The following is a 25,730-nucleotide window of genomic DNA, read 5'->3' as shown; positions in this document are numbered from 1 at the left end:
CGTGACCACTGGTGTGCAGCCTGTTGAAAAATACGGACAACTTAAGGCGGTAGGGCTACTGATCGGGGGGATATCTTCCTTCCAGATCGGCGCCACGCTGGCGAAGGGGCTTTTCCCGCTCTTTGGTCCAACCGGAATGGTGGGGCTGCGTGTCTGCATGGCCGCACTCATTCTGCTGGCCATCTGGCGCCCGACTCGCATGACCCTGACACCAGCAGCCCTGAAGCTGCTGCTGCCTTATGGCGCGTCTGTCGCGGTCATGAACTTCTGCTTCTATGTGGCGCTGGTTCGCCTGCCATTGGGAATCGTGGTTGCACTTGAATTCACGGGCCCGCTAACGCTCGCACTTGCTGGATCACGTCGCTGGCTCGACCTGTGCTGGGTACTCTTTGTGATTTCCGGACTGTATCTGCTGCTACGCCCAGAGACGGCATCCGTTGCCGGATCTGCCCATGCTCTGGATATATTCGGAGTCTGTGCAGCACTCCTGAGTGGCTGCGGGTGGATCGTGTACATCCTCACAGGCACCCGCATGGGGAAAATTCTGGATGCGGGGCAAGCGACGACGCTGGGTATGGCCACGGCGGGGATTTTTCTTCTCCCCTGCCTGATCCCCACAATTCCCACCGTCATCACACATCCGTGGCAGGGAGGAGCGGCCCTCAGCGTGGCCGTTCTCTCCTCGGCCGTGCCTTATATTCTTGACATGATGGCCATGCGTCGCCTTCGGCCGAAAGACCTTGGAATTCTGCTGAGCATGGAGCCCATGCTCGGCGCCGTTTCAGGCTGGATCTTTCTGGGCGAAGCGCTGTCGATCACACGATGGGCAGGCGTTCTGTGCATCGTTGTTGCGTCTCTCGGCAACGTTCTCACAGCCCGGAAAGCCACTCTGCACTGACCGTCCGGGCAAAGGATAATCAGACGCTTTCAGCGACCCAGTTCCGGCGTTTGGTGGCTTTGCCAATACCCGGATTAAAGCAGTTGCATGGGTCCAGACTGCGATAGTGTTCGATCATCTCTTCCGGCGCATCGTAAAGATGACCGACGTTATGCTCGGCAGGATAACGGGCACCCCGGGCTTCCAAACCTGGCAGCATGGAGTGCTCCACGGCCATGGCGTTGTAACCCTTTTTCACCACGTAATCCTGATGCATCACGTGGCAGAAGAAGTGGCCGTAGTAGAGTTTGACGATAATCTTGTCTTCAATCTCTTTCGGCAGGGTTTCAAACCACTCCCGGTCATTGCGGCGCAGCGCCACATCAAGAGCAACAATGTCTTCTGCCGTCTTTGAATGAACGGCACGGTAACGGATGGCCGCCCCGGCTGCGGCAAAGCGATGGAGGAAGGCCAGCTTGCCTTCTTCCGGGGTGCAGGCAAAGAAATCGCCAGACGTTTTTGAGTGCCATTCTTCAAGATACGCTTTGACGGGCGCTGCAAGCTCCGCCGATACCTTGAGCATGAGATGATGCTCGAAACGATCCCGGAAATCACACATGCGTGCCGGGAGCTGCTTGGGAATGACCTTGCTGAACGCCTGAAGCAACAGGTCACTCAGGTGGCCTGAAATGCCGGGGATGCGCTGTACGGCAATATCGAACCGGGATTTCAGACCGAAGAACGTGGGCAGGAACCGTGTACCCATGTAGCGAATGATGGCTGTCGTGTCCTTGCCATACACCTCGGCAATATTGAACGCGTCGCGGTGGATATATTCTCCGGCGATTGGCAACTCATCGAAGCTTGTCAGGATATGACGACGCAGATCTTCCAGATCCTGCGTGCTGTTGGTCCCGATGTAGAATACTGCTGGATTCTTATTGGCCTTGAAGGTGTCGAGGCGAACGGCGAACACAACTAGCTTCCCCGCGCATCCAGCGGCTTCATGCCAGCGGCTGGGGTCCGCATTAAAGCGTGCAGGCGTTTCAGCATCCACGTCCCGCACATGCTGGGCATAGCCCGCGTCATGGCCACGCCCTGCGTTCCAGTCGATAGCGCTATCCGGAAGCTGCCCAGCCTGAACGGCAGAAAGAATCTGCTCCGGATCGCCCACGAGGCGGATCCCCAGATGGTTGACGAGATGCAGTTTCCCATCTGCCCCCATCTGACCGAACAGGGCCATTTCCGTGAAAGCCGGGCCGCGCTGCACCAGAGCGCCGCCGGAATTGTTACTCACACCGCCCAGAACGGAGGCACCGATACAGGATGAGCCAATAACCGAGTGAGGCTCGCGGCCAATTTTGGCGAGTTTTTCTTCCAGATCATGCAGGGTCGAGCCAGGAAGACAGACAACCTGCCGCCCCTCACCGATCAGGTGGATGCCATCCAGCCGGTTCGTGCTGATGATGACGATCTCGCGGTCATAATCGTTGCCATCCGGTGTAGAGCCACCGGTCAGGCCGGTGTTAGCGGCCTGCATGATGATGATCTTGCCGCTTTCAGCACAGAGCTTGGCAGCTTTCCACAGTTCAACAAGGTTTCCCGGCTGCAGAACGGCCAGCACATCGCCGAGCCCAAACCGGTATCCTTTACGGAAGCGATAAGTCGCGTTGGGCTTGGTCAGAACATGACGGCGGCCAACGACCGAACGAAGGGCATCAAGGAAAACCGTGTTCCCGCTGGAGCTGGCCGGCATGTCTGTATTCTTCCTTCAACGTTTCTGGCGTTGCTACCGTCAAAGCGCAGCCAGCGGACTCCATGGTTCCAAAATTTACGCCTGTTCAGCGACAGGCTTACAGACACACCCGCAAGAGCGCGCCGTCCATGCCTCAGATCAAGCAATGGGATCACAATTGGGCGACTATTTAATACGCCCGAAAAGACGCTCGATCTCACTACGCGTCAGTTTTAACCAGGTTGGACGGCCGTGCGAACAGGTATTGGCGCGCGGAGTACGCTCCATTTCCCGCAAAAGGGCATCCATTTCTTCCGGTTTCAGGCGTCGGCCCGCGCGAATGCTTCCATGACAGGCCATCCGGGCCAGAATGGCATCCAGACGATTGGAAAAACTATCCGTATTGCCAGCATCAAGGTCCGGATCATTGGCGAGTTCGTCCGCCACATCCCGCAAAAGGCCCTGAACGTCCTTTGTGCCGAGAAGGGCGGGGACTGATCGGAGCAGCACGCTCCCTGCACCAAAGGATTCGAGGTCTATCCCCAATCTGGACAGATCTTCAGACCGTGCCAGTAGAGCCTCAGCATCCCGCCGTGGCAGATCCACGACTTCAGGCAGAAGGAGCGCCTGAGACCGTAGAGTCCCGCTGGCATACTGCTCTCTCAGGCGCTCATGAGTCAGACGTTCATGAGCCGCATGCTGATCCACGAGAACCAGATCCCCATCAGGGGCAACGGCAATAATGTATGTGTCAAAGACCTGAGCCACCGAAGCGCCGAGCGGAAAAGAGGCGTCAAGATGCTCTGGGACAGGTTGGGGCGCACGCGCAGCCGGCGCAAAACCGGCTTCCTGTTCAGCAAACCCCGATCGATCGGGAGCGAATGGCGCTGCCTTTGGCACACTTAAGGGCAACGATGCTGCTGACTCTGCCCGGAACTCATTGAAAGAGGGCAGTTCAACAGGAACGTCTGGCCGCGACGGATAGGAAATTGAAGGACGCGCTGGACGTGACCCAAAGCTGGCGTGGATTCCCCCTCCGCCGCTGGACCCATGGCCGAGGGCCCGACCCAAACCGCCAATGACGAGTGCCCGGACTTCAGCTTCATCGGCAAAGCGCAGTTCCGTCTTGGCAGGATGTACGTTCACATCCAGTCGCTCCAGAGGCACCTTGAGATGAAGAGCCATCACCGGAAAACGCCCCCGCTCAATGACGGGACGATACGCCACACGGATGGCTGTCCGCAGCATGGGATCTGTAACCGGGCGGTGATTGACCATGATAAACTGGCCCGAACCGGTAGCCTTGGTTTTGGCAGGGCCACATGCAAAGCCGGACAGGCGTATATGGCCGCGCTGTTCATCAAGCGGGATCAGCGTGTCGGGTGTTGTCTCCAGAACCGTTGCCGTCCGGGCGATGGGGCTCTGTTCGGGCAGGTCAAACAGGACCTTGTCGTCCAGTGTGACGCGCATGGCGCAATGCGGTGCGCTCAGAGCCAGCCGCCGCATGACCGATTCGGCATGACTGTTTTCAACACGCGGGCTTTTAAGAAATTTGCGTCGCGCAGGGGTGGCGAAGAACAGATCCGTAACCACAATCCGCGTGCCCACCGGGCCGGAGGAGGGGTGCGGCGGCGTAATGACGCCTCCATCGACACGAATGCACCAGGCCGTGTCAGATTCGGCTGTTCGGGATGTAATGGAAAGGCGTGCGCTTGCTCCAATGGATGGCAGGGCTTCTCCACGGAAACCAAGCGTGCGGATCTGAACGAGACGTTCGTCCTGCAATTTGGATGTGCAATGGCGCTGGACAGCCATGTCCAGCTCTTCCGGGGTCATGCCGCAACCATTGTCCGTGACATCGATACGATCTGTACCGCCAGCGCGAAGGGCGACCACAAGGCGCGTGGCGCCAGCATCAATCGCGTTCTCGACAAGCTCTTTCAGAGCCGCAGCCGGCCGTTCAATAACCTCACCCGCCGCGATCAGATCAACAACATGACCTGACAGCCGACGGATGACCGGGCGTACAAGGGAAGGTTTTTCAGACAGGACGGTGACTCACAATCCTGAAGGTCGGGAGAGTGCCGTTTACAGCACGCCCAGAAAGTGGCCGCTCTTTTTCTTGACGGTCGGGGTGGCGCCTGTTGCCGGGTTACGACCCAGAGCCGAGTTCTCACGAATACGACGGTTTTCAGCATCTCCGTCGACCACGGAGCCAGCCTGCCCCCCCCTCCAGAACATCAGGTTATCAACAAAGCCGGCGTCAGCAGCACCGAGTTCGGCATTGTTGGGAGCACCCGAAGCCTTATCCACCTGCCCGACCAGAGCGGACTGGCCGCTGCTGTTTTCGCCGCCAAAGGGGTGCAGCGCTGCATCCGGAGACAGCGTTTCAAGAGCCTGCATCCGCGGGCTTTCGTCCGGGCGGTGCGCATCGGCAGCGCCGGGAAGCTGCATCTTCTCTGAAGGCGGCATGGACAGCGGAGCACGCGTCGTGACGGTATATTCGTCCGGCATGTAGCGTTCCATGCCGAAGGCCCGCTCCAGATCGCTGCCTGAGCAACCAGACAGCATCAGGCCGAATGAAGCAATTGCACCCATCTGTACGCTGAGACGGGCAACTGGAAGACGGTTACGGCGCATTGAGGGACCCTGGGACGCAATCATGATGGGTATAGTCCTACAGTCCGCACAGCGTGGGGGCAAGCTCCCCTTGCTCACTGCGGCTGGCTGTTACGTTCAGCAAGAAGGGAGTCAATCAGCCAGACCGCCACCCCGCACACAATACCGGCATCGGCAATGTTGAAGACATACCATGACCAACCGAAAGCGTGGGCATGCAGAAAGTCCACAACGGCACCATACCGCAAGCGGTCAATGACGTTACCGATGGCACCACCCGCGATGGCCCCGCAGGCCCCCGCGACCAGTGTCCGGCGCGTTTTTGTCATGGTCCAAACCAGCAGGCCCACGGCCAGTAAAGAGACCGTACAGAAGACCAGAGGCCCTTTACTGCGCAGACCACCAAACATTCCAAACGTCACAGCATGGTTCCAGACCATGGTGAAGTTCAGGAATGGGAGGATCTGGACAGACCCTTTCTCCGGCAAATTATAGCCGTAAAGAATCCAGTCCTTGCTGGCCTGATCCAGAACGAGGACCAGAACTAGCAGGGCGAGCCCGAGAACCAGCCGCCCTATACGGCTCATACCTTCCTGCCAAAGGGACATCAGGCACTCACCACACTGACGCAGCGACGGCACAGAGCCGGATGTTCGGCGCTTTCACCAACGTCCGGCAGGACCTTCCAGCAACGGGCGCATTTATGACCCGGCGCACGCTCGACCTGCGGACCGCCATGAGCAGTTTCGCCGGGCAGAAGCTCAATCTCCGCGTGGGACGTGATGAGCAGCTCTGCCCAGTCAATTCCGGTAAGAGACGCTGCTTCTTCCTGTGAGATCGGAAGCGTTACACTGGCTTCCAGAGAGGCGCCAATGACGCCGTCACGACGGGCTGTTTCCAACTCGGTCGTGACAAGACGGCGGTAGGCGCGGATCTCGTCCCAGTTGGCGCCCAGTTCCGGGTTGTTCCACTCGGCATCAGGCTCAAAGAACTGCTCAAGATGAATGCTGCTCTCTTCACCGAAACGGGCGCTCCAGGCTTCTTCCGCTGTGAAGACCAACACGGGTGCCAGCCAGGTGCAGAGCGCACGGTGCAGAGCATCCAGAACCGTGCGGGAGGCGCGGCGCGTCAGATCAGAAGGAGCGTCACAGTAGATCGCGTCCTTACGGATATCGAAATAGAATGCGGACAGATCCGTCGTGCAGAAACCATGCAGGGCCGGATAGACACCCACCCACTGATGCGTTTCGACGGCCGTGCTGATCAGGCCGCGCAGTTCCGAGAGGCGGTGCAGGATATACTGCTCCAGCGGCGGCATTTCAGCATAGGGGACAGTCTCTTCTTCCGTGAAGCCATCGAGCGCGCCCAACAGCCAGCGCAGGGTGTTGCGCAGGCGACGGTACAGTTCGCCTTGCTGCTTCAGGATCTCGTTGCCGATGCGCAGGTCTTCGTTCGTGTCGGAGTTCAGTACCCACAGGCGCAGAATGTCAGCACCCAGTGAGTCCGTGACGTCTGACGGGGCAATGACGTTCCCGAGCGACTTGGACATCTTGCGGCCCTGTTCGTCCAGTACGAAGCCGTTCGTCACAAGGGCTTTGTAGGGGGCGACACCACGTGTGCCGACGCTTTCCAGCAGGGACGACTGGAACCAGCCGCGATGCTGATCAGAGCCTTCCAGATAGACGTCTGCCGGGAAGTTCAGACCTTCCTGCCCCAGAACGAACTGATGCGTGGAGCCAGATTCAAACCACACGTCCACAATATCGAAGACCTGTTCGTAGTCCGCCGGGTCACGGTTTGGACCAAGGAAAACAGCCGGGTCTGTGTCGTACCAGACGTCCGCACCCTTTTCGTGGAAAGCCTTGACGATCCGGTCCATGACGTCTGCATCACGCAGGACTTCACCGCTTCGCTTCTCGACGAAGACGGCAATCGGCACGCCCCAGGCGCGCTGACGGGAGATGCACCAGTCCGGACGCTGCTCGACCATGGATGTCAGGCGGCGACGGGCGGCCTCAGGCACGAAGGTGACAGGATCAAGCGCCTTGAGAGCCTTCTCGCGCAGCTTCGTTTCCCCATCCATCGCGATGAACCATTGAGGTGTGGCGCGGAAGATGATCGGGGCTTTGGAACGCCAGGAATGCGGATAGGAATGACGGATCTTGCTGCGGGCCATAAGGCCGGTCGCAGGTGCGTCGTCATGTTCACCGGACTGACGGGCTTCCGTCAGCAGATCGCAGACCGGGTCAGCGGCCTTGAAAACATGGATGCCTTCGAGATGCGGAACCCATGACGCGTAGCGACCGTCATCCTGCACCAGTTCCGGCACTTCAATGCCGAACTGGCGGCAGACGATAAAGTCATCCTGACCATGAGACGGCGCCATGTGAACAAGGCCCGTACCAGCATCTGTCGTGACGAAATCGCCCGGAAGCATCGGCACGTCATATTCGTAACCACGACCACGCAGCGGATGAGCGGCAATAGCGCCTTCCAGCGCGCTGCCGGGCAGCGTGTAAAGAATGTGATGCGCGCTAATACCGGTTTCGGCGCAGAAGGCCTCGACACGGTCTTCCGCGATCAGCAGGCGCGCGCCCTGCGGGACAACGCTGGCTTCCGTGATCTCATCAGCACGCAGAACCACGTAAGTGATGTCCGGGCCATAAGCGAGCGCACGGTTAGCTGGAATGGTCCACGGCGTTGTGGTCCAGATAACGGCTGAGACGCCATCAAGGGCGTCACCCGGCGTCGGGTCCTTGATGATCGGGAAGGCGACGAAGATCGTGGTGGAATCAACGTCGTGGTATTCGATCTCAGCTTCGGCCAGCGCGGTCTTCTCGACGGGGCTCCACATAACAGGGCGGAGGCCCCGATACAGACCGCCATTCAGCAGGAACTTGCCGATTTCTCCAACAATTTTGGCTTCAGAGCTATAGTCCATCGTGACGTAACGATTGGCCCACTCGGCCTGAACACCGATGCGTTTGAAGTCTTCCGCCTGCTTGCTCACCCACTCCGCGGCGTACTGGCGACACTCTGCACGGAACTGGAGCAGGGGAACCTGATCCTTGTCCTTGCCAGCCTTGCGGTACTGTTCCTCGATCCGCCATTCAATCGGCAGACCATGACAGTCCCAGCCCGGCTGATAGCGGACTTCGAAACCAGACATACGATGCGCACGGTTGATGACGTCTTTCATCACCTTGTTGAGCGCGTGACCAATGTGAATGTGCCCGTTGGCATACGGAGGGCCGTCGTGCAGCGTGAAGACCGGGCGTCCCTTCCCTTCCTCACGGATTTTCCCGTCCAGATCCATGGCTGCCCAGCGGGCAAGCGTCTCGGGCTCACGCTTCGGCAGGCCACCCCGCATAGGGAAGCCGGTGCGCGGCAGGAACACAGTATCGCGGTAGCGATCCTGCTGTTCTTTGAAGGTCGTATCGGACTTGTCGGACATGGGACGGGCCAACTTTGGTCATTCACACAAAATAAGGGGGACCATATGGAGATTGGGCGGGGATGTGGTCAAGTCTTCTGAGGGTAAACCGCGTCATGTTCTGCCAAAAACGCTGTTATTCAGGCCTTCAAGACAATTGAATGACAGGTCTGGTCATGGATTGTTTCAGGGGCAGAAGCATGATCTGTTTTGGCAGAAGATCTGTACGAGGGCATTTTCATGAAGACATTCTGGCTGGCTGCGATCCTGGCGATTGCTCCTTCTCTCGCGGTAGCACAGGCCCCTCGTTGTCCGGCGCCGGCAGCTGTTCCGTCCAAATCTGATCTGCCTCATCTTCTGATGACATCCCAGGACCGCGGTTTTCTGTGGAAAGCCACGAAAGATGGTCATACGTCGTGGCTGTACGGCACTGTTCATGCCTCTCGCGAAGAATGGTTGATGCCTGGGCCGCTCATACGGTCCGCCATCCTGCAAAGCCAGGCTGTTGCGCTTGAACTGAATCTGCAGGATCCCCAGACACTGGCAGCCCTTCGCAAACCTGAAGAACCAGCCAACCGTGAAAAGCTGATTGCTTCAGGGCGGAAGAAAAAACTCGATGCCCTGGCAGATGAACTCTGTATTCCCACGGCAGGCTTTGCCACTACGGCAATCGGCCTTGAAGCGGCCGGGCTTAGCGCGTCAGCTGCGCGTGCAGATGGATATTATCCCGATTATGCCGTCGACTTTGTCCTTCAAGGAATGGCAGGCAGCCTGAAAAAGGAAGTTATCGCTCTCGAAGATGTTCAGACACAGCGTAACCTTCTGATCTCCCCCAAGCTATCCAAAGAAAACGCCTTCATTGATGAAACCATCAAGCAGATTTCCTCGGGGGAAGCGCGGAAAGATGAAGATCAGTTGATTGCGATGTGGGGGCGCAGCGATCTGACGCGACTGAACCAGTACAAACAGTGGTGCAAATGTGAGCGGACACCACAGGAGAAACGCCAGACGTTCCACATAATTGATGAGCGAAATGCAGCGATGGCCCAGAAAATCCTGACCCTTCATGATTCTGGAAAGTCCCTGTTCGTGGCCGTTGGGTCTTTACACATGGCGGGCCCAGAAGGACTTCCTGCGCTCCTGAAAAAGGACGGTTTTGACGTTCAGCAGATCGTGCCCGCACCTTCGGCAAAAACGTCGCTGTAAACAGCGGGCGCTTTGCCTGAACGACTTGGGAAGCTACAGTCCGGCGGCAGTATTTTCTGCATTCGGACAGGGCGGATGGTGACCCCGGCATGAAGCGCGTTTTCAGGAAAATCTTTCCCCGCCCACCCGAACGTGAGGCAGCCCCTCCGCTGCCGTCTCATATCGAGATCATCCGTGAGAAAGCCCTGAAAGGGCACCATCTGGAAATCGTCCAGTGGGGGCAGGTCCTGTTGGAGAGCATTTATGTTCCCAAGGACCCTTTCGGGGCACTGGAATGGTTTACCATTGCCGCAAAGGCCGGGTTCGGACCGGGGCACAATATGCGGGGCCGGTGCTTTCAATTCGGCTGGGGATGCGAAAAAGACCTTCAGGAAGCGGCCCGGTGTTATACAGCAGCGGCTGAAGCTGGAGACGAATGGGGCCGTTATAATCTGGGCATTCTGACCATGCGGGGCATCGGACAGCCGCAGGATCTGCCAAAGGCGCTTCATCTGTTTCGAACAGCGGCGCACAACGACCATGCCAAATCCATGAACCTGTATGCACGTTTTCTGGAAGAAGGCTGGGTCGTACCCCAAGACCGTGCGGCAGCCTTGGACTGGTACCGAAAGTCAGCAGAAGGTGGAGATTACCGGGGGCAGCACAACTATGCGACGGCGCTGGTGGATGCTGGCCAGATTGACGAAGCGCTGGGCTGGTGGCGCAAGGCTGTTGTGGATGCCACGTCTGACATTCTTCTGGCGATGAGCAAGAAGCTGGTCCTTTTGGGGAACAAAAGAGATCAGAAGCTGGAAGAGCGCGTTCAGGAACGCCTGAAAGAAATCGGCATCCGCTCTCAAGGAGAATAATATCCTCCCCGGTGCTGTATTCCCATGTAGCCTGAGCTTGACGCACTCTGAAGTTCAGAGCTCAAAAAGACGTCCTAGCGCCCGAGAAGACGACGCGCCTGTTCGGCATCCTGAACAATCTGAGCCTTGAGTTCCTCAAGCCCCGAGAAGCGCTTTTCATCCCGCAGAAGCGCAATCAGAGCAACGCTCAGGGTTTTGCCGTAAAGGTCTTCCGAGAAATCAAAAAGATGGACTTCAAGGCGGCTTTCCTGTCCATCGTTTATGGTCGGACGCCGGCCGATATTCGCTACTCCGGGAAGGATCCGTCCATCTGGCAGCATCACCTGAACGGCATAAACTCCGCGTGCGGGTTCGAGATGCTGACGAAGGGGGATGTTCGCTGTGGGAAAACCGAGAAGACGTCCCCGCTGATCCCCGTGGATGACCGGCCCGACGATCGACCATGGTCGGCCCAGTTCCAGCGCAGCCCGTTCAGGATACCCTTCCTGAAGCAGGCGGCGAATGCGGCTGGATGAGATAGGGCCGCCCTCATCCACTAACTGCGGTACAATCGTCAGCCCGACACCCTTTGGCGTCAGAAGCGCTTCCAGATCGTCAGTGTTGCCGGTTCTGCGATGACCGAAGGCAAAATCTGCGCCACAGGCGACGTGACGGACACCAAGAGCCCCCAAGAGCACATCATGAACAAAGGATTCTGCGCTTAACCGCGAAAAATCCTTGTCGAAGGGAATCTGGAAAACATGGGCCACGCCCTGCTCTTCCAGCGCCTTGGCGCGGACATCCGGAAGCATGAGGCGACACGGTAGATTCTGAGGGCGAAACAACTCTCTCGGATGCGGATCAAACGTCACAACGGAGAGCGGATGGTCAGGACGCGCTGCACGAAGACTATGCAGCAGGTGCACATGTCCCCGATGAACACCGTCGAAGTTCCCTAGAGCGGCAACCGTGCCGCGGGCGTCCTTCGGAATATCTCGCCAATCAGTGTGCAGGGTCATGCGAGGAGACTGAACTTCTGGGTAACGTCATTCAGATCTGCCGCGTGAAGAACACCCGTGTGCGGAACTGTGTGATCCTGTGGGCGCACGAGCTGACAGACCTGAAGACCAGCTTCTATCGCAGCGTCCAGCTCGGCTCCAATGTCGGAAAGGAAAAGGATATCTTCCGGCTTTAAACCGCAAGCTTCTGCAATTTTTGTATAGGATGCCGCATCTTTCTTCCCGCCTGTGGAAAGATCGAAGAAGCCGTCGAACAGGGACGTCAGGTCACCTTGTTCCGTATAGCCATACAAAAGCTTCTGCGATGGAATGGAGCCCGAAGAGTACACTGCGAGACGCAGGCCGCCCTCAGACCAAGCCTTCAGGGCCGGGGGAACATCCTTGTAGAGATCTGCACGGAGCGTGCCATCTTCAAAACCCTGCCGCCAAGTGATGCCCTGAAGTGTTTTGAGGGAAGCCGCTTTCTCGTCCCTGGCCATCCAGTCCTGACAGACCTTCAACGGATCTTCTCCAGGATGGGAGATGACAATATCTGCTCGTGCGGCCACAACCTGCGGGTTTGTGTGGTCTTCGATCAAATCCGGAAGGGCTTTGGCTGCATAAGGGAACATGACGTCCCGAACGAAAGAGATCGGCAGGGTCGTGCCTTCGATATCAAGCAGGACGAGACGGATCATGTCAGACTTTCAGGAGGAAGTGGAGACGTCTGCGGGGAAACGCTCGGCGATATCATCGCCTGTATATTGCGCGATCCATCCAGTTGTGTCGGTGAAAACGCGCAGAGCGACCACATCCGGGGATGGGCCAGCATCAAACCAGTGCGGAATGCCTTCCGGCACAGAAATCAGGTCTCCAGCCGTGCAGAGAACCGAATAGATCCGGCCGTGAATGTGCAGGACGAAAGCGCCCTGACCATGCACAAAGAACCGAACTTCATCTTCGCTGTGCGTGTGCTCCGAGAGGAACTTTTTGCGTAACTCTGGCAGATTGGGCGTGGACGCGTTGATGCGCACCACGTCTGCACTTCCCGCGCCCGTTTCACCCATGAGGGTGTCGAGATAGGGGCGATATGCGTCCAGAATTTCGTCCGTAGTCGCGTCTTTTGCAGGCGTGACAGGCGGCGTCCAGCGTTCGAAACGGATATTATGCGGACGCAGGGTCTCGGCGATTTCCCCGGGGGTGGTAACGTCGAGAAGGATCGTTTCGGGGCTGTCGTCCCGATAAACAGTCAGTCTGCTCATGGTTCAGCGTGCCTTCTGGAGACGGGCGAGATGGCAGGCAAGCAGGAATTCAAGCCCTTCAAGCCGCGCCAATGCTGTGAACATGTCTTTACCCCAGACATAAACGCCATGACCGCGGATCAGGTAACCCAGACGCATGTCCGACAGTTTCGGAGCAACAACTGTCGAGAGACGGGCGATATCCTGATCGTTGTGGAACAGGGGTAAGTCCAGGCTGGTGTCGTGCGTTGACTGGCCTTCAAAAACCTTCAGCACTTCATAACCCGCGAGGGTGATCGCATCTGTTGGTTCATCCATGGACAGGATGGTGGCCGCAACAGAGTGACCGTGCAGTACAGCCCCGATCGACGGATCATGCGCATAGAGCTGGGTATGGAGCAGGGTTTCCGCACTGGCCCGCTTCGTTGGGTCCAGCGGTACGCCTTCAGGGGTGATCTGGATCACGTCCTGCTCTGTCAGGAAGCCTTTGTGCCCTCCTGACCGCGTGATGGCGATGCGGCCATCTGCCAGACGTACGGACAGGTTGCCAGCTGTAGCTGGAACCCAGCCGCGCTGATCCATCCGCTGGCCTGCCCGGACGATTTGTCCGGCGGCCTCGGTCCATGCCGTATCAGACGTCGTATTCAACATCAGACCTGCGTGCGGTGCGTGTCGCTGTTGGTAGTCGTCTGGCTGTAGCCGGGCGACTGATTGGGGGCCGAGATATGACCCGGCGCCTGATTGGCTTCAGGTGGCGTCATGTTCTCGTCTTCGCCCATGTTCTTCTTGAAGGACTTGATGCCCTTCGCAAAGTCTCCCATCAGGCCGCTGATCTTGCCGCCGCCGCCAAACACGACGAGCAGGACGACCGCCAGGATCAGCCAGTGAACGGGGCTCATGCTGCCCATAATGTAATACTCCGAAAAGCCAAGGCTACACCTTCATGTGGCAAGGCTTGGGCGTTTGTGCAAGCGTTCGCTCAGGACGCATCATCCCGACCAGAGGCCGAAACGAAGCCATAGGTCGGATAGGCCCGGCGCCCCAGGCCGTGAATGGGTGCCCACCAGACCCGGACCAGAGTCCAGTCATGGCTGGGTGAAACATCCGTGATGGGGACATTGCGATCGATGCGTCCTGGTTCCCAGTTAGCATGATCTACAAGGATCGTGTTTGAAGAAATCTGTCTGCGCACGATCGAAACATGCCCACTCGGCACCCGGGACGTTGCCCGGAAGACAAGAACTGAACCCGGAATGGGGGCATGGCTCCGGGCATAATGCCCTGCTGACTGACGCCACCAGGATGCCGCACTGCCCCGCAACTGAAGACCTGTCCGGGACCGGGCATAGGGTGCGCACTGGAGCGGCCCGTTGAAACTGGCACGACTGTATTCGCGACTACCGCCACAGGCTGTGAGTGACAGCAGCAGGCAGAGTGCCAGTTTTTTCATGGGCGGCTCCGGAAAGCGATGATGCGGTCTTCTGCTTCTTCAGTGTCCATTTCCAAGGCTGTCTGCACGACATCCCGGGAGAAACCATTACGCGCAAAGATTCCCATAACGCGAACCGGGTCTTCTTGTGGGCGGTCCGGGCGGCAGAAGGGACCGACGCGACGTTTGCGCGCCAGAACGAGCGCAGCCGCCAGTTCCGCCTCCCGCGCCGTTTCGTCTGATCTTTCACCCAGCGATTCGTTGAGCGCTTCCTGCGTGGTCGTCTGATCAACGCCCTTCGTGGCCAGATGTGCTGCGACAGCCCGGCGAGATCGTCCGGTCCGGGTCAGGTTCAGGGCACGGGAGCGGGCGAATCCGGCGTCATTGACGGCGCCGAGTTCTGTCATGGCGACAATGACGTCTTCCACGGCGGGTCGAAGAGTTCTGATTGTGGCTTCGGCATCTTCTTCAGGCAGCCCGGCATGCACTGCACGCGTGCCCCAGCGCCGAAGACGCCGTTCCAGCGTCTGGCGCAGGCTATGCTCGGTTGTGGCAAAGCGAGCCACGTGGGCCAGGGCCATTTCGCGCAGTGCCTTGAAATCGGGAGCTGTTGGTATGTCCTCCATAGCAGAAGAGTATGCTGCGAAGAGGGCATTTACGGCAAGATCGGATAGGGTCATCATTCGAGCCATGAGCGACTCTCTTTCAGCCCGCCTCGAGGCGGCTGTCTCCGCCCTTCCTGTCCGCTATCCCGGCCCCGGCGGGGCTGTGGCTGTTGTGAAAGATGGCGAGGTTCTCGTCCGTCACACATGGGGCTATGCCAATGCAGAGCGACGCCTGCCGTTCACGCCGGCTTCCCTGTTCCGCATGTGCTCCATCACGAAGCAGTTCACCTGCGGCGTATTGCTGGATCTTTTCCAGGACCCGGCGGAACTGGATGGAGATGTGGACGACCGGTTGCCGCAACTGGATGAGCCGGCGCCAGGCGCGCTTCATCTTGCACACAACCAGTCAGGCCTGCGTGACTACTGGGCTGTGGCGATGTTGCATGGCGCACCAGTCGAAGGATTTTTCGGGGATCGGGAAGGACGTCGCGTTATTGACGGCACGCGTACGCTCCAGTTCCAGCCCGGTACATCTTACTCCTATGTGAACCAGAACTTCCGGCTGCTATCTGACATTCTGGAAGACAGGACAGGGCGGAGTTTCGCTGAACTTCTTCAGACGTCCATTTTCAATCCCGTGGGTATGGAACGGGCCATTCTGGCAGCCGAAACACGCGCCATGCCGGACGGGACTGTTGGATATGAAGGAACCGTGGAGAGCGGTTTTCGCCCGGCTGTCAATAACATCTGGTGGACCGGAGACGCAGGTCTGGGCGCATCGCTTGATGACATGATTGCCTGGGAACGTTTCATTGATGCGACGCGCGATGATCCTGACGGGCTTTACAACCGTCTGACAACGCCGGTGACGTTCCGTGATGGTGAAGCTGCACCTTATGGGTTTGGGCTGCAACGGACATCCCTTTTCGGGCGTGATGTGACAATGCATGGTGGCGCGCTTAGGGGTTGGCGGTCCCACAGACTGCACGTCGCGTCTGAGCGCCTGTCTGTCGTTGTGATGTTCAACCATATGTCGCCTGCACAGGTTGCAGCGGGCCAGATCCTGGCAGCAGCACTGGGTGTTCCCTATGAGCCGGATCGGGCGACACAGCCGCCTCATGAATTGTACGGCACCTTCATTGAACGAGAGACCGGGCTATCCGCGCGAATCGAGCCTGCTCCCGGCGGAGCCAAGCTTCGATATCTGATGGTGCCGGAAATGCTGGAAGGTGTTTCCGCCTCGCGGGCTGAAACACCGAGCGTCCAGATCGTTCGTCAGGGAGACGAAATCCGGATGGAGCGCCCCGGTGAAAACCGCGTGGGCATTCTCACCGCCTGTGACGAAACCGCTGGTGAAGACATCGAAGCACTTGAAGGCGTTTATCGCTGTGAAGAACTGGATGAGGCGGAAGTCACCATCGAGCTGGCAGGTGGCGTCGTCTATGGCGGTTTCTCAGGCTTTCTGGGCAACGGCCGCATGGAGCCGCTTCAGAGGCTGGCACGGGACGTCTGGGTTTTGCCGTGCCCTCGAGCGCTCGATCATACGGCACCAGGCGACTGGACGCTGCTGTTCGAGCGGGATTCTTCAGGCGTCAACACCGTGAAGGTCGGATGCTGGCTGGCGCGGGATCTGGTTTACAGGCGCGCCTGACAACCGTTCTTTCCCCGCAAGGGGTTTGACGGATCGTATTTCTGCCGCACACTATGCGTCTGCGGAATCTTTGGCCCTGCCCCGGGCGACCGGGGCAGGGTTTTCCGATTCTGCAGCTTTCATTCACCCTGATCCAGGATCGACGATCATCATGATCTCCGCCCTCATGCCCAATTACAAACGTGCCGACCTTGCTTTCGAGCAGGGCGAAGGCGTCTGGCTGACGGCATCGGACGGGCGACGATATCTGGATTTCGGGGCTGGCATTGCCGTCTCTTCGCTGGGCCACGGCCACCCGAAGCTGGTGAAGACCATTGCGGATCAGGCCGCGAAGGTCATGCATGTCTCGAACCTTTACCGTATTCCGCAGGCTGAAAAGCTGGCGGATCTTCTGGTGAAGAACTCATTCGCGGACTCTGTGCTGTTCTGCAACTCGGGCGCTGAAGCAAACGAGGGCATGGTGAAGATGATCCGTCGGGCGCAGTTCGAGAACGGCCATCCCGAGCGTACGCGCATTCTTTGCTTTGACGGCGCGTTTCACGGTCGGACATTGGCCATGATTTCTGCAACCGGAAATCCTGCATACCAAAAGGGGTTTGGGCCTGTTGTTGAAGGGTTCGACCATGCACCGTTCAACAATACCAACACGCTGCGCGCAGCTATTACGCCGGAAACTGCCGGTATTATCGTGGAGCCCATTCAGGGTGAAAGCGGCATTAAGCCAGCGTCCGAAGTCTTCATGAAGGCCTTGCGCGCAGTCTGTGACGAGCACGGCATCTATCTGGGCTTCGATGAAGTCCAGACCGGTGTTGGCCGGACAGGAAAGCTGTTTGCGCATGAGTGGTATGGCATCAAGCCGGACGTCATTTCCATTGCCAAGGGCATTGGTGGCGGCTTCCCGCTCGGGGCTGTTCTGGCAACCGAAGAGCTGGCCAAACATCTGACACCTGGCTCGCACGGGACGACATTTGGCGGCAATCCATTGGCTTGTGCGGCAGGAACGACAGTTCTGGAAGAAGTTCTCAGCCCCGGCTTTCTGGAGCATATCTGCACGGTTGGAGAGGCCTTCGAAGGCATGTTGCGGGATGTCGTGAAGCGTTCACCGGACGTTTTTGACGATGTCCGCGGCATGGGTCTGATGCGTGGCCTGCACTGCGTCCCACCTGTTGGAGAGGTGATGCCGCTCGTAACAGCCGCCGGGCTTCTGACCGTTGGTGCGGGCGATAATGTGCTGCGTCTGGTACCTCCGTTGATTGTGACGGAAGAAGACTGTCAGGTCGCCTGCAAGAAATTGATCGAAGCTGCCGAAGCCTACTCGGCCGCCCATAAGAAAGAACAGGAGAAAGTGTCGTGAGTTTGGCAATTGCCCCCCGGACAGCAGGAACGGAACAGCAGATGCCACGGCATTTTCTTGATATTCGCGATTTCAGCGGCGAAGTCATCCGACAGATCATTGATCTGTCGGCCCGCATCAAAGCGCTGCAGAACAATCGTAAAAATCCGCTACATCCGGACCGCCCTCTTGAAGGACGCACTCTGGGACTAATGCTGGCACAGCCCTCCACCCGCACACGTGTTTCATTCGAAGTGGGTATGGGGCAGTTGGGCGGCCAAGTGTCCGTCCTTTCACCGGGAGACATGCAGCTTGGCCGCGGGGAAACTATTGCGGATACGGCCCGCGTTCTGTCGCGCTTTCTGGATGTGATTGTTCTGCGAACCGGTAAGGACGAGAACCTGCGTGAGCTGGCAAAGTGGAGCACGGTTCCGGTCATCAACGGTCTGACGCCAGTCTCTCATCCCATCCAGATTCTGGCAGATGTACTGACATTTGAAGAGCATCGTGGCCCGATTGCGGGAAAGACGCTTGCGTGGATTGGGGACGGCAACAACGTAGCTACTTCCCTGATGGAAGCGGCAGCTCTGCTCAAATTCAATGTTCGTCTGGCAACGCCGGAAGGTTTCGCCCCCAGTGAGCGTTCTGTTGCCTGGGCACGCCAAAATGGTGCCTCCATTGAGGTCTTCCAAAACCCTGCTGAGGCTGTCATGGGCGCAGATGCTGTTCTGACAGACACGTGGGTCAGCATGGGGGACAAAGATCGCGATCAGCGCCTTGCTGCCTTCCGTCCTTATCAGGTGGATGCGGCCCTTATGGCAAAAGCTGCACCAGATGCCCTGTTCCTTCACTGCCTGCCTGCCCATATCGGGGAGGAAGTGACTGCCGAGGTGTTCGAAAGCCCGGCGTCTGTTGTTTTTGACGAGGCGGAAAACCGCCTTCATACGCAAAAGGGCCTGCTTCTCTGGGCTCTTGGAAGAGAGAACGGGTGATCGATACACCGCCATTCCTTGACAGGGGACGCCCCAACGTCCCGAACATGGTCGTTTCAGGAGGGATTGTGCCATTTCATCTGGCACAGTCGCCAGTCCGGGGACGACTGGTTCGGCTAGGAGCGCTGGCAGACGCCATCCTGTCGCGGCATGACCTTCCGGATCCTGTCCTGACAATGGGTGGTCAGGCCCTAGCTCTGGTTGCAGGCATGGCGTCTGCCCTGAAATTCAAAGGGTCTTTCTCCCTTCAGATCAAGGGAGACGGTCCGGTATCCTTGCTGCTGGCAGATGCCACGGACACAGGCGACCTGCGTTTTACAGCCCGGCTTGCGGAAGAGGCTGATCCAGCAGCGCTGCCAGTGTCCCCCAAAGAGTTGCTGGGTAACGGCTACCTCGCCTTCACGATCGACCAGGGGGCGGATATGGACCGCCATCAGGGTATCGTGGAACTGACGGGCGAGACCCTTTCTGAGATGGCCGTCCACTATTTTCAGACCAGCGAACAGCATGACTGCTGGATCCGGCTGTTCTGCCTCAAGACGGTTGACGGCTGGAGCGCCAGTGCTCTGGTACTGGAACGGATCGCAGATGAAGGCGGCATCGAGAATGCCGCTCAGGCAGAGGATGCCTGGGAAACGGCCTGCACGTTTGCCGAAACATTGCAGAACCGGGAGATGTTTGACGAAACACTTGAAAGTGGCGATCTGATCCATCGCCTTTTCGGGACGTTAGACGTTCAGATCGCTACACCACGCGCTCTGGCTTACGGCTGCCGTTGCTCCCGGGCACGACTTGCCTCAGTTCTGGAGCGCTTTGGCGAAGACGATCTGGATCATATGGTGGAAAACGGTGCCATCACGATGAACTGTGAGTTCTGCAATGTCGGCTTCCGTTTCACCCGTGATGAGCTTGGAGAAAAACCTGCATGACGCTTCCACTGCTCGACGGAATCAGGATCGACGGCCTTCCCGTCGAACAGCTTTATCCAGGTTGGATAGCTTTGGAGCGCCACCCGGTTGTTGGCCAGTTCGAAGTTATTCTCTTTCAGGATGAAGACAGCGGGCGACAGGCCTGCTGGTGGATTGAGGATGGAGCGTACAAGGGCAGTCATGTCATGGCGCTTCACCCGGATGTGCAAGACCGCCTTCTGACTGGCATGGACCCGGTATTCTGGCCTCTGGCAGAAGGGGTGCTTGGCGGTGACATCCGGGACGATGCTGTCTCTTTCAGGACTGACCTTCCTTCGACAGCTTTTCGGGAGCTGTCGGGTCTCTGGCTGGGACGACATGCCCCCCATGCCATTTTCATTGCTGCAGGCCATGCCGATAGCGGAGAAGCCCTGACCTGTCCCGATGGGAAGCCTGTGGCAGAAGGGCGTATGAAAGCGCTACTCTCGGCCCGAAGAGGCACAGACGTTCTGGTTGTCTCCTCTCCTTTCTCTGCAATGCCTGTCCGGGCGCAGATTGAGATGAAGCTGGGAGGCGCGACAGCCTATCGCTTCCACGACGCACTGGAAAATTCGGTTTTCTATCTTGTGTGGGACGAAGCGGCACCTGAAAATCGTCCGTCGTTCTACTATCCCAGCGGCCCACTCCTGATTAGCGATAATCCGTCAGGGCCACTGATTCCGGGCTGGATTCTGGAGTGGTTTGCACGACATTCCGAACACGCCGATCTCATCAGAGCTGCGCGTCCTTTCCTTCCGGAAGATTTTGGTGTCGGTCAGGCGTCTTCGCTACGGACGCCCCGCGTTCCTCAGGCGGCTGCGGCGGTTATGAAACAGGCTGATTCTGAGCCAGAAAAGCCTTCTGATAATAGTCCGGAAGTGACGGAAATTCAGGAATCGGAGCCTGTTCAACGTCGGTCTTTTTTGCCGGAGCTTCCGTTGGAGCCGCCTCCGGTATTACAGTCCCCGCACAAGAAGGGACTGTTCGGGCGTTTCAAGAGCCTATTGGGCCGCGACGACCACTAAGATCATGGGGAATAGCGTGATGGGTGTACGGTACTGGTTCGGAGCTGTCGCTCTGGGATTGTCTCTGGGTCTTGCGGGTTGCGCCAATGAAGAGCCGGCGCAGACTTTCCCTCCCGCAGATTACAGCTATCTGCCGCAACTGCACTTGAATGTAGCGACGATCAACATTCAGGACGAAGCCGTTCCAGCCCCAGGCTCCCTGAGTTCGAAAGCGCCTACGCCACCCGATCAGGCCCTGAAACAAATGGCTAATCAGCGACTGGTTGCAAGTGGCCAGCAGGGTCAGGCAGCTTTCATCATTAAACAGGCCTATATCTCCTCCGAGGGCGAGAATGCGATCTCCGGCGCCCTCGATGTGCAGTTGAACATTGCCGATGCGGAAAATCTGCACACGGGCTATGTCCATGCACGGATCAGCCGAAAGCTCGACACGGGCACCAAAAGCGCTACATCCCGTGCCTCTCTTTATGCCCTGACCAATCAGATGATGCAGGACATGAATGTTGAGCTTGAGTTTCAGGTCCGCAAAAAGCTCATGAGCTGGATGACGGATGCGGTAGGGAATCCATTGGTTGATGGCGGCGTGAAGCAACAGGCTCTTGATGGATCAGGCAGCCCCACACCTGCGACGCCCGCAAAGCCTGTCCCACAGGACGTTCCGGCCGTAATCACAAGTACGCCAAGCGTTGCCGCCCCCATTCAGCCCAGCATTCCAGATGCAATTTTCCCGACGGGCGCAGGGGATGACAGCACAGCCCCTGTAACAGCGGCACCGAAGCAGAAGTCTCCTCCTGCAGGCGTTCTGCAACTTCCATCCAATGGAAAGGCCAGCGATTCAGCAGGGTAAATAGCGCTCATCGCTAAATGATGATCGAAAGTTCTCTGGCATTGCGACCTCTACCCGTCCTATGGGGGTCTGATATCTTTTATTCCGGATATGTTTGTTTTCCGAATATGACCCTACCCTTATGCTGGAGAACAGTGTGCCTTCGACGGAACCGACCGTGACCCGCCCTCTTCGCCGCAGTTTTGTCAAAGGCCTGCTTGGGTCCACATCCTTCTGGATGGTTGGGGGCCATGCCCACTGGGCTGAAGCCCTGGCTGAAGAATCCAAACAGCCATACCACCCTTCCTTCTTCACACCTGACGAGTACCGCCTGCTGGAATCCGCTACGGAACGGCTTTTTCCACAGGATCAGCATGGACCAGGTGCGCGCGCCTTGGGTGTTGCAGAATTCATAGATCGTCAGATGGAAACACCCTACGCACAGGGAGACAACTGGTACATGTCAGCCCCTTTCGTGCAGGGACCAGCTAATCTCGGCTATCAGCTCCCGTTTGTACCGCGCGATTTGTATCGCAAAGGCCTTCAGGGACTGGAAGCCTATACCCGCCAGCAACATGGAAAATCCTTCCCGGATCTTCCAGTCGCAGAGCAGGAGGCCATCCTGACGGCACTGGAAGGCGGCTCTTTGTCATTGGGCGATGTTCCAGGCCGGGTTTTCTTCGAGCAACTTCGGACCAATACTCTTGAGGGTGTTTTCTCTGATCCCCTTTATGGGGGTAACAAAGGGCTAGGCGGGTGGCTGATGCTGGGCTTCCCGGGGGCCCGGGCCGATTTCATGGACTGGGTCAATCAGGATGGCGCCGCCTATCCGTTTGGCCCTGTTTCCATCTCAGGCGAAACGGCCTGAGGGGCTTAAATCATGACAAAAAAACACGTAGATGCCATCGTGGTCGGAGCTGGCTGGGCTGGTGCGATCATGGCGAAAGAGCTGACCGAGGCCGGGCTGTCCGTCATCATGCTGGAACGCGGTTCCGAACGTACGACACCCGTAGAAGGCGCTTACCCGGAGTCCATCGATGAGCTTCGAGGGGCAATTCGCAAACGCCTCTTCCAGAACCTTTCTCAGACGACAGTCACAGTCCGCAATACTATTGATCAAACTGCACTGCCCTATCGTCAGTTAGCAGCATTCCTGCCGGGCGAAGGTGTTGGGGGAGCGGGGCTTCACTGGTCAGGCGTCCATTTTCGCGCTTCGCCAGAAGATCTCAGGCTTCGTAGTTCCGTAGTAGAGCATTACGGCGAGAAGTTCATTCCTGAGGACATGAACCTTCAGGATTACGGCGTGACCTACGCGGAGCTGGAACCTTTTTTCGACAAGGCCGAAAAGGTTTTCGGAACATCTGGCGAAGCCTATCGGGTCAACGGCAAAATTGTCGGAAACGGTAATATCTTTGATGGAGACCGGTCGGATAATTTTCCGCTCCCGGCCATGAAAGACACCTTCACAGCCTCTACCTTTCGGGACGCGGCTTCCCAGGTAGGCTATCATCCCTATTCTCTGCCCGCAGCCAATGCATCCCGCCAGTATACGAACCCGTATGGCTGCCAGATGGGGCCCTGCAATTTTTGCGGATATTGCAGCGGGTACGACTGCTACCTCTACTCAAAAGCATCCCCGAACGTGAACGTTCTGCCTGCTCTCCGGCAGGACCCTCGGTTCACTCTTATTTCCGATGCGCACGTTCTTCGTGTCGACTTGGACAGCACCAAGAGCAAGGCAACCGGTGTCACGTATCTGGAGACGAAAACGCAGAAAGAAGTGTCGCTCTCCGCTGATCTCGTCATTCTGAGTGCGTTTCAGTTTCATAACGTCCATCTGATGCTCCTCTCGGGCATCGGAAAGCCGTATGATCCTGTTCAGAACACAGGTACCGTTGGGCGGAACTTCGTTTACCAGACAATTACTTCGTCGCGCATCTGGCTTCCGCCGTCCAAATATACCAACCAGTTCATTGGTGCAGGTGGCGTTGGTGTCGCATTTGATGACTTCAACAGCATGAATTTTGATCATGGCCCGCTTGGCTTCATCGGAGGGTCTCCGGTGTGGGTCAATCAGGCCGGTACGAAACCCATTGCCGCAGCCATCGGGACAGGCGGCGGGGGCACACCACGATGGGGCTCAGCGTATAAAGGCGCTCTCATCGACAGTTATAAGCACTCTATCGGGGTGGATGCACATGGCAGCAACATGGCCTATCGAGATGTTTATCTAGACCTGGACCCGACATGGAAAGACGCCTACGGCCTGCCTTTGCTTCGCATGACCTTCACGTGGAAAGATAACGATATCCGCATGAACCAGTACGTTGTCAGCAAGATCGAACCACTGGCAAAAGCCATGGGCGCCACGAAGACCAATCTCGTTCATCTCAACGCTGGCCAACCCTTTGACACGCGCCACTATCAGACCACTCATCTCGGCGGCGGCGCAGTTATGGGAACCGATCCCAAGACAAGCGCGCTCAACCGCTACCTTCAAAGCTGGGATGTTTCGAACGTGTTTGTCATCGGCTCCAATGCTTTTCCTCAGGGGATGGGATATAACCCCACAGGCACCGTTGCAGCATTGGCATATTGGGCGGCCTACCACATCCGTACAACCTATCTGAAATCTCCTGGTCCATTGGTGAAGGCATGAAATTTTTTCCTTTTCTGGCCTTTACCAGCAGCGTCCTGTTCTTCAGTTACGATGCCGCAGCCAATGATGAAAAATCTGCCCTGATCGAAGAAGGCCGTTATCTTGCCGCCGCTTCTGATTGCGCAGCCTGCCATTCAATCCACGGGAAACCGGAATATTCCGGAGGAGTATCATTTTCTCTTCCGATCGGTATAGTTCATTCCACGAACATTACCCCCGATATGGAGCACGGGATCGGCAAATATTCAGAGGCCGAATTTGGGAAAGCCCTGCGAGAAGGCATTCGCCGAGATGGTGCAACGCTTTATCCCGCAATGCCCTATCCATCCTATGCCCGCCTGACAGATCATGACGTCCACGCGCTCTACACTTATTTCCACGACGGTGTTGAGGCATCATCCGTCGCAACACCGGAAAATGGTATTCGCTGGCCACTTTCCATGCGTTGGCCGCTGACATTCTGGCGCTGGATGTTCTCCCCTGCCCCAGTCAAGGCTCAAGCCAAGACGCTTCAGGCATTTACAGATCCACAGATAGCCCGCGGAGCTTATCTGGTGGAAGGTCCAGCACATTGTGGAGCCTGTCACTCGCCACGTGGCCTTGCAATGCAGGAAAAAGCTCTTACAGCAGCCGATAGCGAGGCCTTTCTGTCAGGTGGAGTAGCCGTCGATGGATGGGTCCCAACCTCTCTTCGTCAGGAAAATCGGACTGGGCTAGGTCGATGGAGCGAAGAGGACATCGTCGCGTTTCTTAAAACCGGACGAAACATGCAGGGAGAAAGTTTTGGTGCCATGACGTCTGCCATTGTTCATGGCACGCAGCATCTTTCTGCCGCAGATCTTCTAGCGATGGCCAAATATCTGCGCACTCTCCAGCCTTACGACAAAACGCAGAAAAACTGGGTCTATGACCCCGCATCCACCAATGCTCTGCGTAGAGCGGATGTTTCCGCGCGAGGGGCCAAAGTCTATATCGATAATTGTGCAGCCTGCCACAGAACAGACGGAAAGGGATATCCTGCCGTCTTTCCGCCGCTTGCGGGTAACCCTGTTGTCATGGGAGAAAATCCGGCGTCGCTCGTTCACATCATTCAAAGCGGGGCAACATTACCGAAGACCGAGACAGCCCCTTCTGCCTTTACGATGCCGGATTTCATGCATCGCCTCAGCGATCAGCAGATCGCAGATGTCACAACATTTATCCGTCATGCATGGGGAAACAACGCACCTGCTGTCAGCCAAGAGGACGTTGTGAATCTGAAAAAAGACATGCCGCCGCGCAATATGGTGGACGGCGAAATTTCATTGAACTGAGTCTACGTAACGAG

24 protein-coding genes are annotated in these 25,730 nt (G+C 57.5%); 12 read left to right on the top strand and 12 right to left on the bottom strand.

All coding sequences use genetic code 11. The annotated features are described in order from the left end of the window. Position 1: 1 nt before the first annotated feature. The gene (locus ABF979_RS05325) at positions 2-898 is read left to right on the top strand and encodes an EamA family transporter (RefSeq protein WP_415558309.1); all 897 of its coding nucleotides are present in this window, start codon (positions 2-4) and stop codon (positions 896-898) included. Between the two features lie 19 nt (positions 899-917). Here ABF979_RS05325 and dld read toward each other — a convergent pair whose 3' ends face one another. From dld to ileS, 5 genes are all read right to left on the bottom strand, one after another. Continuing rightward, on the bottom strand, positions 918-2,633 hold the full coding sequence (gene dld, locus ABF979_RS05320; protein ID WP_415558307.1) for a D-lactate dehydrogenase: 1,716 nt from the start codon (positions 2,631-2,633) through the stop codon (positions 918-920). 165 nt (positions 2,634-2,798) lie between these two features. Further along, complete coding sequence (mutL, locus tag ABF979_RS05315) at positions 2,799-4,661, bottom strand: DNA mismatch repair endonuclease MutL (RefSeq protein ID WP_415558354.1); 1,863 nt, start codon at positions 4,659-4,661, stop codon at positions 2,799-2,801. Positions 4,662-4,700: 39 nt separating this feature from the next. Beyond that, complete coding sequence (locus ABF979_RS05310; protein ID WP_415558305.1) at positions 4,701-5,276, bottom strand: DUF3035 domain-containing protein; 576 nt, start codon at positions 5,274-5,276, stop codon at positions 4,701-4,703. Positions 5,277-5,326: 50 nt separating this feature from the next. Next, a complete protein-coding gene (lspA, locus tag ABF979_RS05305) occupies positions 5,327-5,839 on the bottom strand; it encodes a signal peptidase II (protein ID WP_415558303.1) in 513 nt (170 codons plus the stop codon). Next, complete coding sequence (gene ileS / locus ABF979_RS05300; protein ID WP_415558301.1) at positions 5,839-8,685, bottom strand: isoleucine--tRNA ligase; 2,847 nt, start codon at positions 8,683-8,685, stop codon at positions 5,839-5,841. Before ileS ends, lspA begins: the two co-directional genes overlap by 1 nt. Positions 8,686-8,904: 219 nt before the next feature. Here ileS and ABF979_RS05295 point away from each other — a divergent pair, with 219 nt between their 5' ends. Together ABF979_RS05295 and ABF979_RS05290 are read left to right on the top strand one after the other, a co-directional pair. Continuing rightward, the gene (locus ABF979_RS05295; protein WP_415558299.1) at positions 8,905-9,870 is read left to right on the top strand and encodes a TraB/GumN family protein; all 966 of its coding nucleotides are present in this window, start codon (positions 8,905-8,907) and stop codon (positions 9,868-9,870) included. Between the two features lie 89 nt (positions 9,871-9,959). Further along, positions 9,960-10,718 (top strand): tetratricopeptide repeat protein, encoded by a 759-nt coding sequence (locus tag ABF979_RS05290; protein ID WP_415558298.1) that lies wholly within the window; start codon positions 9,960-9,962, stop codon positions 10,716-10,718. A gap of 74 nt (positions 10,719-10,792) precedes the next feature. Here ABF979_RS05290 and ABF979_RS05285 read toward each other — a convergent pair whose 3' ends face one another. The 7 genes from ABF979_RS05285 to ABF979_RS05255 all read right to left on the bottom strand — a co-directional run bounded on the left by ABF979_RS05285 (position 10,793) and on the right by ABF979_RS05255 (position 14,991). Next, positions 10,793-11,716, bottom strand: a complete 924-nt coding sequence (locus ABF979_RS05285) for a bifunctional riboflavin kinase/FAD synthetase (protein ID WP_415558296.1) — start codon at positions 11,714-11,716, stop codon at positions 10,793-10,795. Beyond that, a complete protein-coding gene (gene mtnC, locus ABF979_RS05280; RefSeq protein WP_415558294.1) occupies positions 11,713-12,393 on the bottom strand; it encodes an acireductone synthase in 681 nt (226 codons plus the stop codon). Before mtnC ends, ABF979_RS05285 begins: the two co-directional genes overlap by 4 nt. 9 nt (positions 12,394-12,402) lie before the next feature. Next, positions 12,403-12,957, bottom strand: a complete 555-nt coding sequence (locus tag ABF979_RS05275; RefSeq protein WP_215751074.1) for a 1,2-dihydroxy-3-keto-5-methylthiopentene dioxygenase — start codon at positions 12,955-12,957, stop codon at positions 12,403-12,405. A gap of 3 nt (positions 12,958-12,960) precedes the next feature. Continuing rightward, positions 12,961-13,587 (bottom strand): methylthioribulose 1-phosphate dehydratase, encoded by a 627-nt coding sequence (locus tag ABF979_RS05270; RefSeq protein ID WP_064274250.1) that lies wholly within the window; start codon positions 13,585-13,587, stop codon positions 12,961-12,963. Then, positions 13,587-13,844: a twin-arginine translocase TatA/TatE family subunit gene (locus tag ABF979_RS05265; RefSeq protein ID WP_046900273.1), complete on the bottom strand. Its 258-nt coding sequence runs from the start codon at positions 13,842-13,844 to the stop codon at positions 13,587-13,589. Before ABF979_RS05265 ends, ABF979_RS05270 begins: the two co-directional genes overlap by 1 nt. A gap of 71 nt (positions 13,845-13,915) precedes the next feature. Continuing rightward, the gene (locus ABF979_RS05260; RefSeq protein WP_215751076.1) at positions 13,916-14,386 is read right to left on the bottom strand and encodes a CHAP domain-containing protein; all 471 of its coding nucleotides are present in this window, start codon (positions 14,384-14,386) and stop codon (positions 13,916-13,918) included. Further along, entirely contained in the window at positions 14,383-14,991 is a 609-nt protein-coding gene (locus ABF979_RS05255) for a regulatory protein RecX (protein WP_046900930.1), read from the bottom strand. The genes ABF979_RS05260 and ABF979_RS05255 overlap by 4 nt, the downstream gene beginning before the upstream one ends. 64 nt (positions 14,992-15,055) lie before the next feature. Between ABF979_RS05255 and ABF979_RS05250 the strand changes: the two genes are divergently transcribed. The 9 genes from ABF979_RS05250 to ABF979_RS05210 all read left to right on the top strand — a co-directional run bounded on the left by ABF979_RS05250 (position 15,056) and on the right by ABF979_RS05210 (position 25,716). Beyond that, a complete protein-coding gene (locus ABF979_RS05250; RefSeq protein WP_415558291.1) occupies positions 15,056-16,621 on the top strand; it encodes a D-aminopeptidase in 1,566 nt (521 codons plus the stop codon). Between the two features lie 151 nt (positions 16,622-16,772). After that, positions 16,773-17,975: an aspartate aminotransferase family protein gene (locus tag ABF979_RS05245; protein ID WP_415558289.1), complete on the top strand. Its 1,203-nt coding sequence runs from the start codon at positions 16,773-16,775 to the stop codon at positions 17,973-17,975. Between the two features lie 41 nt (positions 17,976-18,016). Beyond that, positions 18,017-18,946: an ornithine carbamoyltransferase gene (argF, locus tag ABF979_RS05240; RefSeq protein ID WP_415558352.1), complete on the top strand. Its 930-nt coding sequence runs from the start codon at positions 18,017-18,019 to the stop codon at positions 18,944-18,946. A 47-nt stretch (positions 18,947-18,993) separates the two neighbouring features. Further along, positions 18,994-19,875, top strand: coding sequence for an Hsp33 family molecular chaperone HslO (locus ABF979_RS05235; protein ID WP_415558350.1), 882 nt, complete (start codon positions 18,994-18,996; stop codon positions 19,873-19,875). Beyond that, complete coding sequence (locus tag ABF979_RS05230) at positions 19,872-20,918, top strand: hypothetical protein (protein WP_415558288.1); 1,047 nt, start codon at positions 19,872-19,874, stop codon at positions 20,916-20,918. The genes ABF979_RS05235 and ABF979_RS05230 overlap by 4 nt, the downstream gene beginning before the upstream one ends. A gap of 19 nt (positions 20,919-20,937) precedes the next feature. Next, complete coding sequence (locus ABF979_RS05225) at positions 20,938-21,765, top strand: hypothetical protein (protein WP_415558286.1); 828 nt, start codon at positions 20,938-20,940, stop codon at positions 21,763-21,765. A 121-nt stretch (positions 21,766-21,886) separates the two neighbouring features. Further along, on the top strand, positions 21,887-22,612 hold the full coding sequence (locus tag ABF979_RS05220) for a gluconate 2-dehydrogenase subunit 3 family protein (RefSeq protein WP_415558284.1): 726 nt from the start codon (positions 21,887-21,889) through the stop codon (positions 22,610-22,612). A 12-nt stretch (positions 22,613-22,624) separates the two neighbouring features. Continuing rightward, positions 22,625-24,403 carry a GMC family oxidoreductase gene (locus ABF979_RS05215; RefSeq protein WP_415558282.1) on the top strand — a complete coding sequence of 593 codons (1,779 nt, stop codon included), beginning with the start codon at positions 22,625-22,627 and terminating at the stop codon, positions 24,401-24,403. Next, positions 24,400-25,716 carry a c-type cytochrome gene (locus ABF979_RS05210; protein ID WP_415558280.1) on the top strand — a complete coding sequence of 439 codons (1,317 nt, stop codon included), beginning with the start codon at positions 24,400-24,402 and terminating at the stop codon, positions 25,714-25,716. Before ABF979_RS05215 ends, ABF979_RS05210 begins: the two co-directional genes overlap by 4 nt. Positions 25,717-25,730: the final 14 nt, after the last annotated feature.

It is taken from the genome of Gluconobacter sp., from assembly GCF_047723935.1.
GTDB lineage: Bacteria > Pseudomonadota > Alphaproteobacteria > Acetobacterales > Acetobacteraceae > Gluconobacter.
Note: the sequence above shows the minus strand (reverse complement) of the source record. Positions and strands in the feature narration are given on the sequence as shown.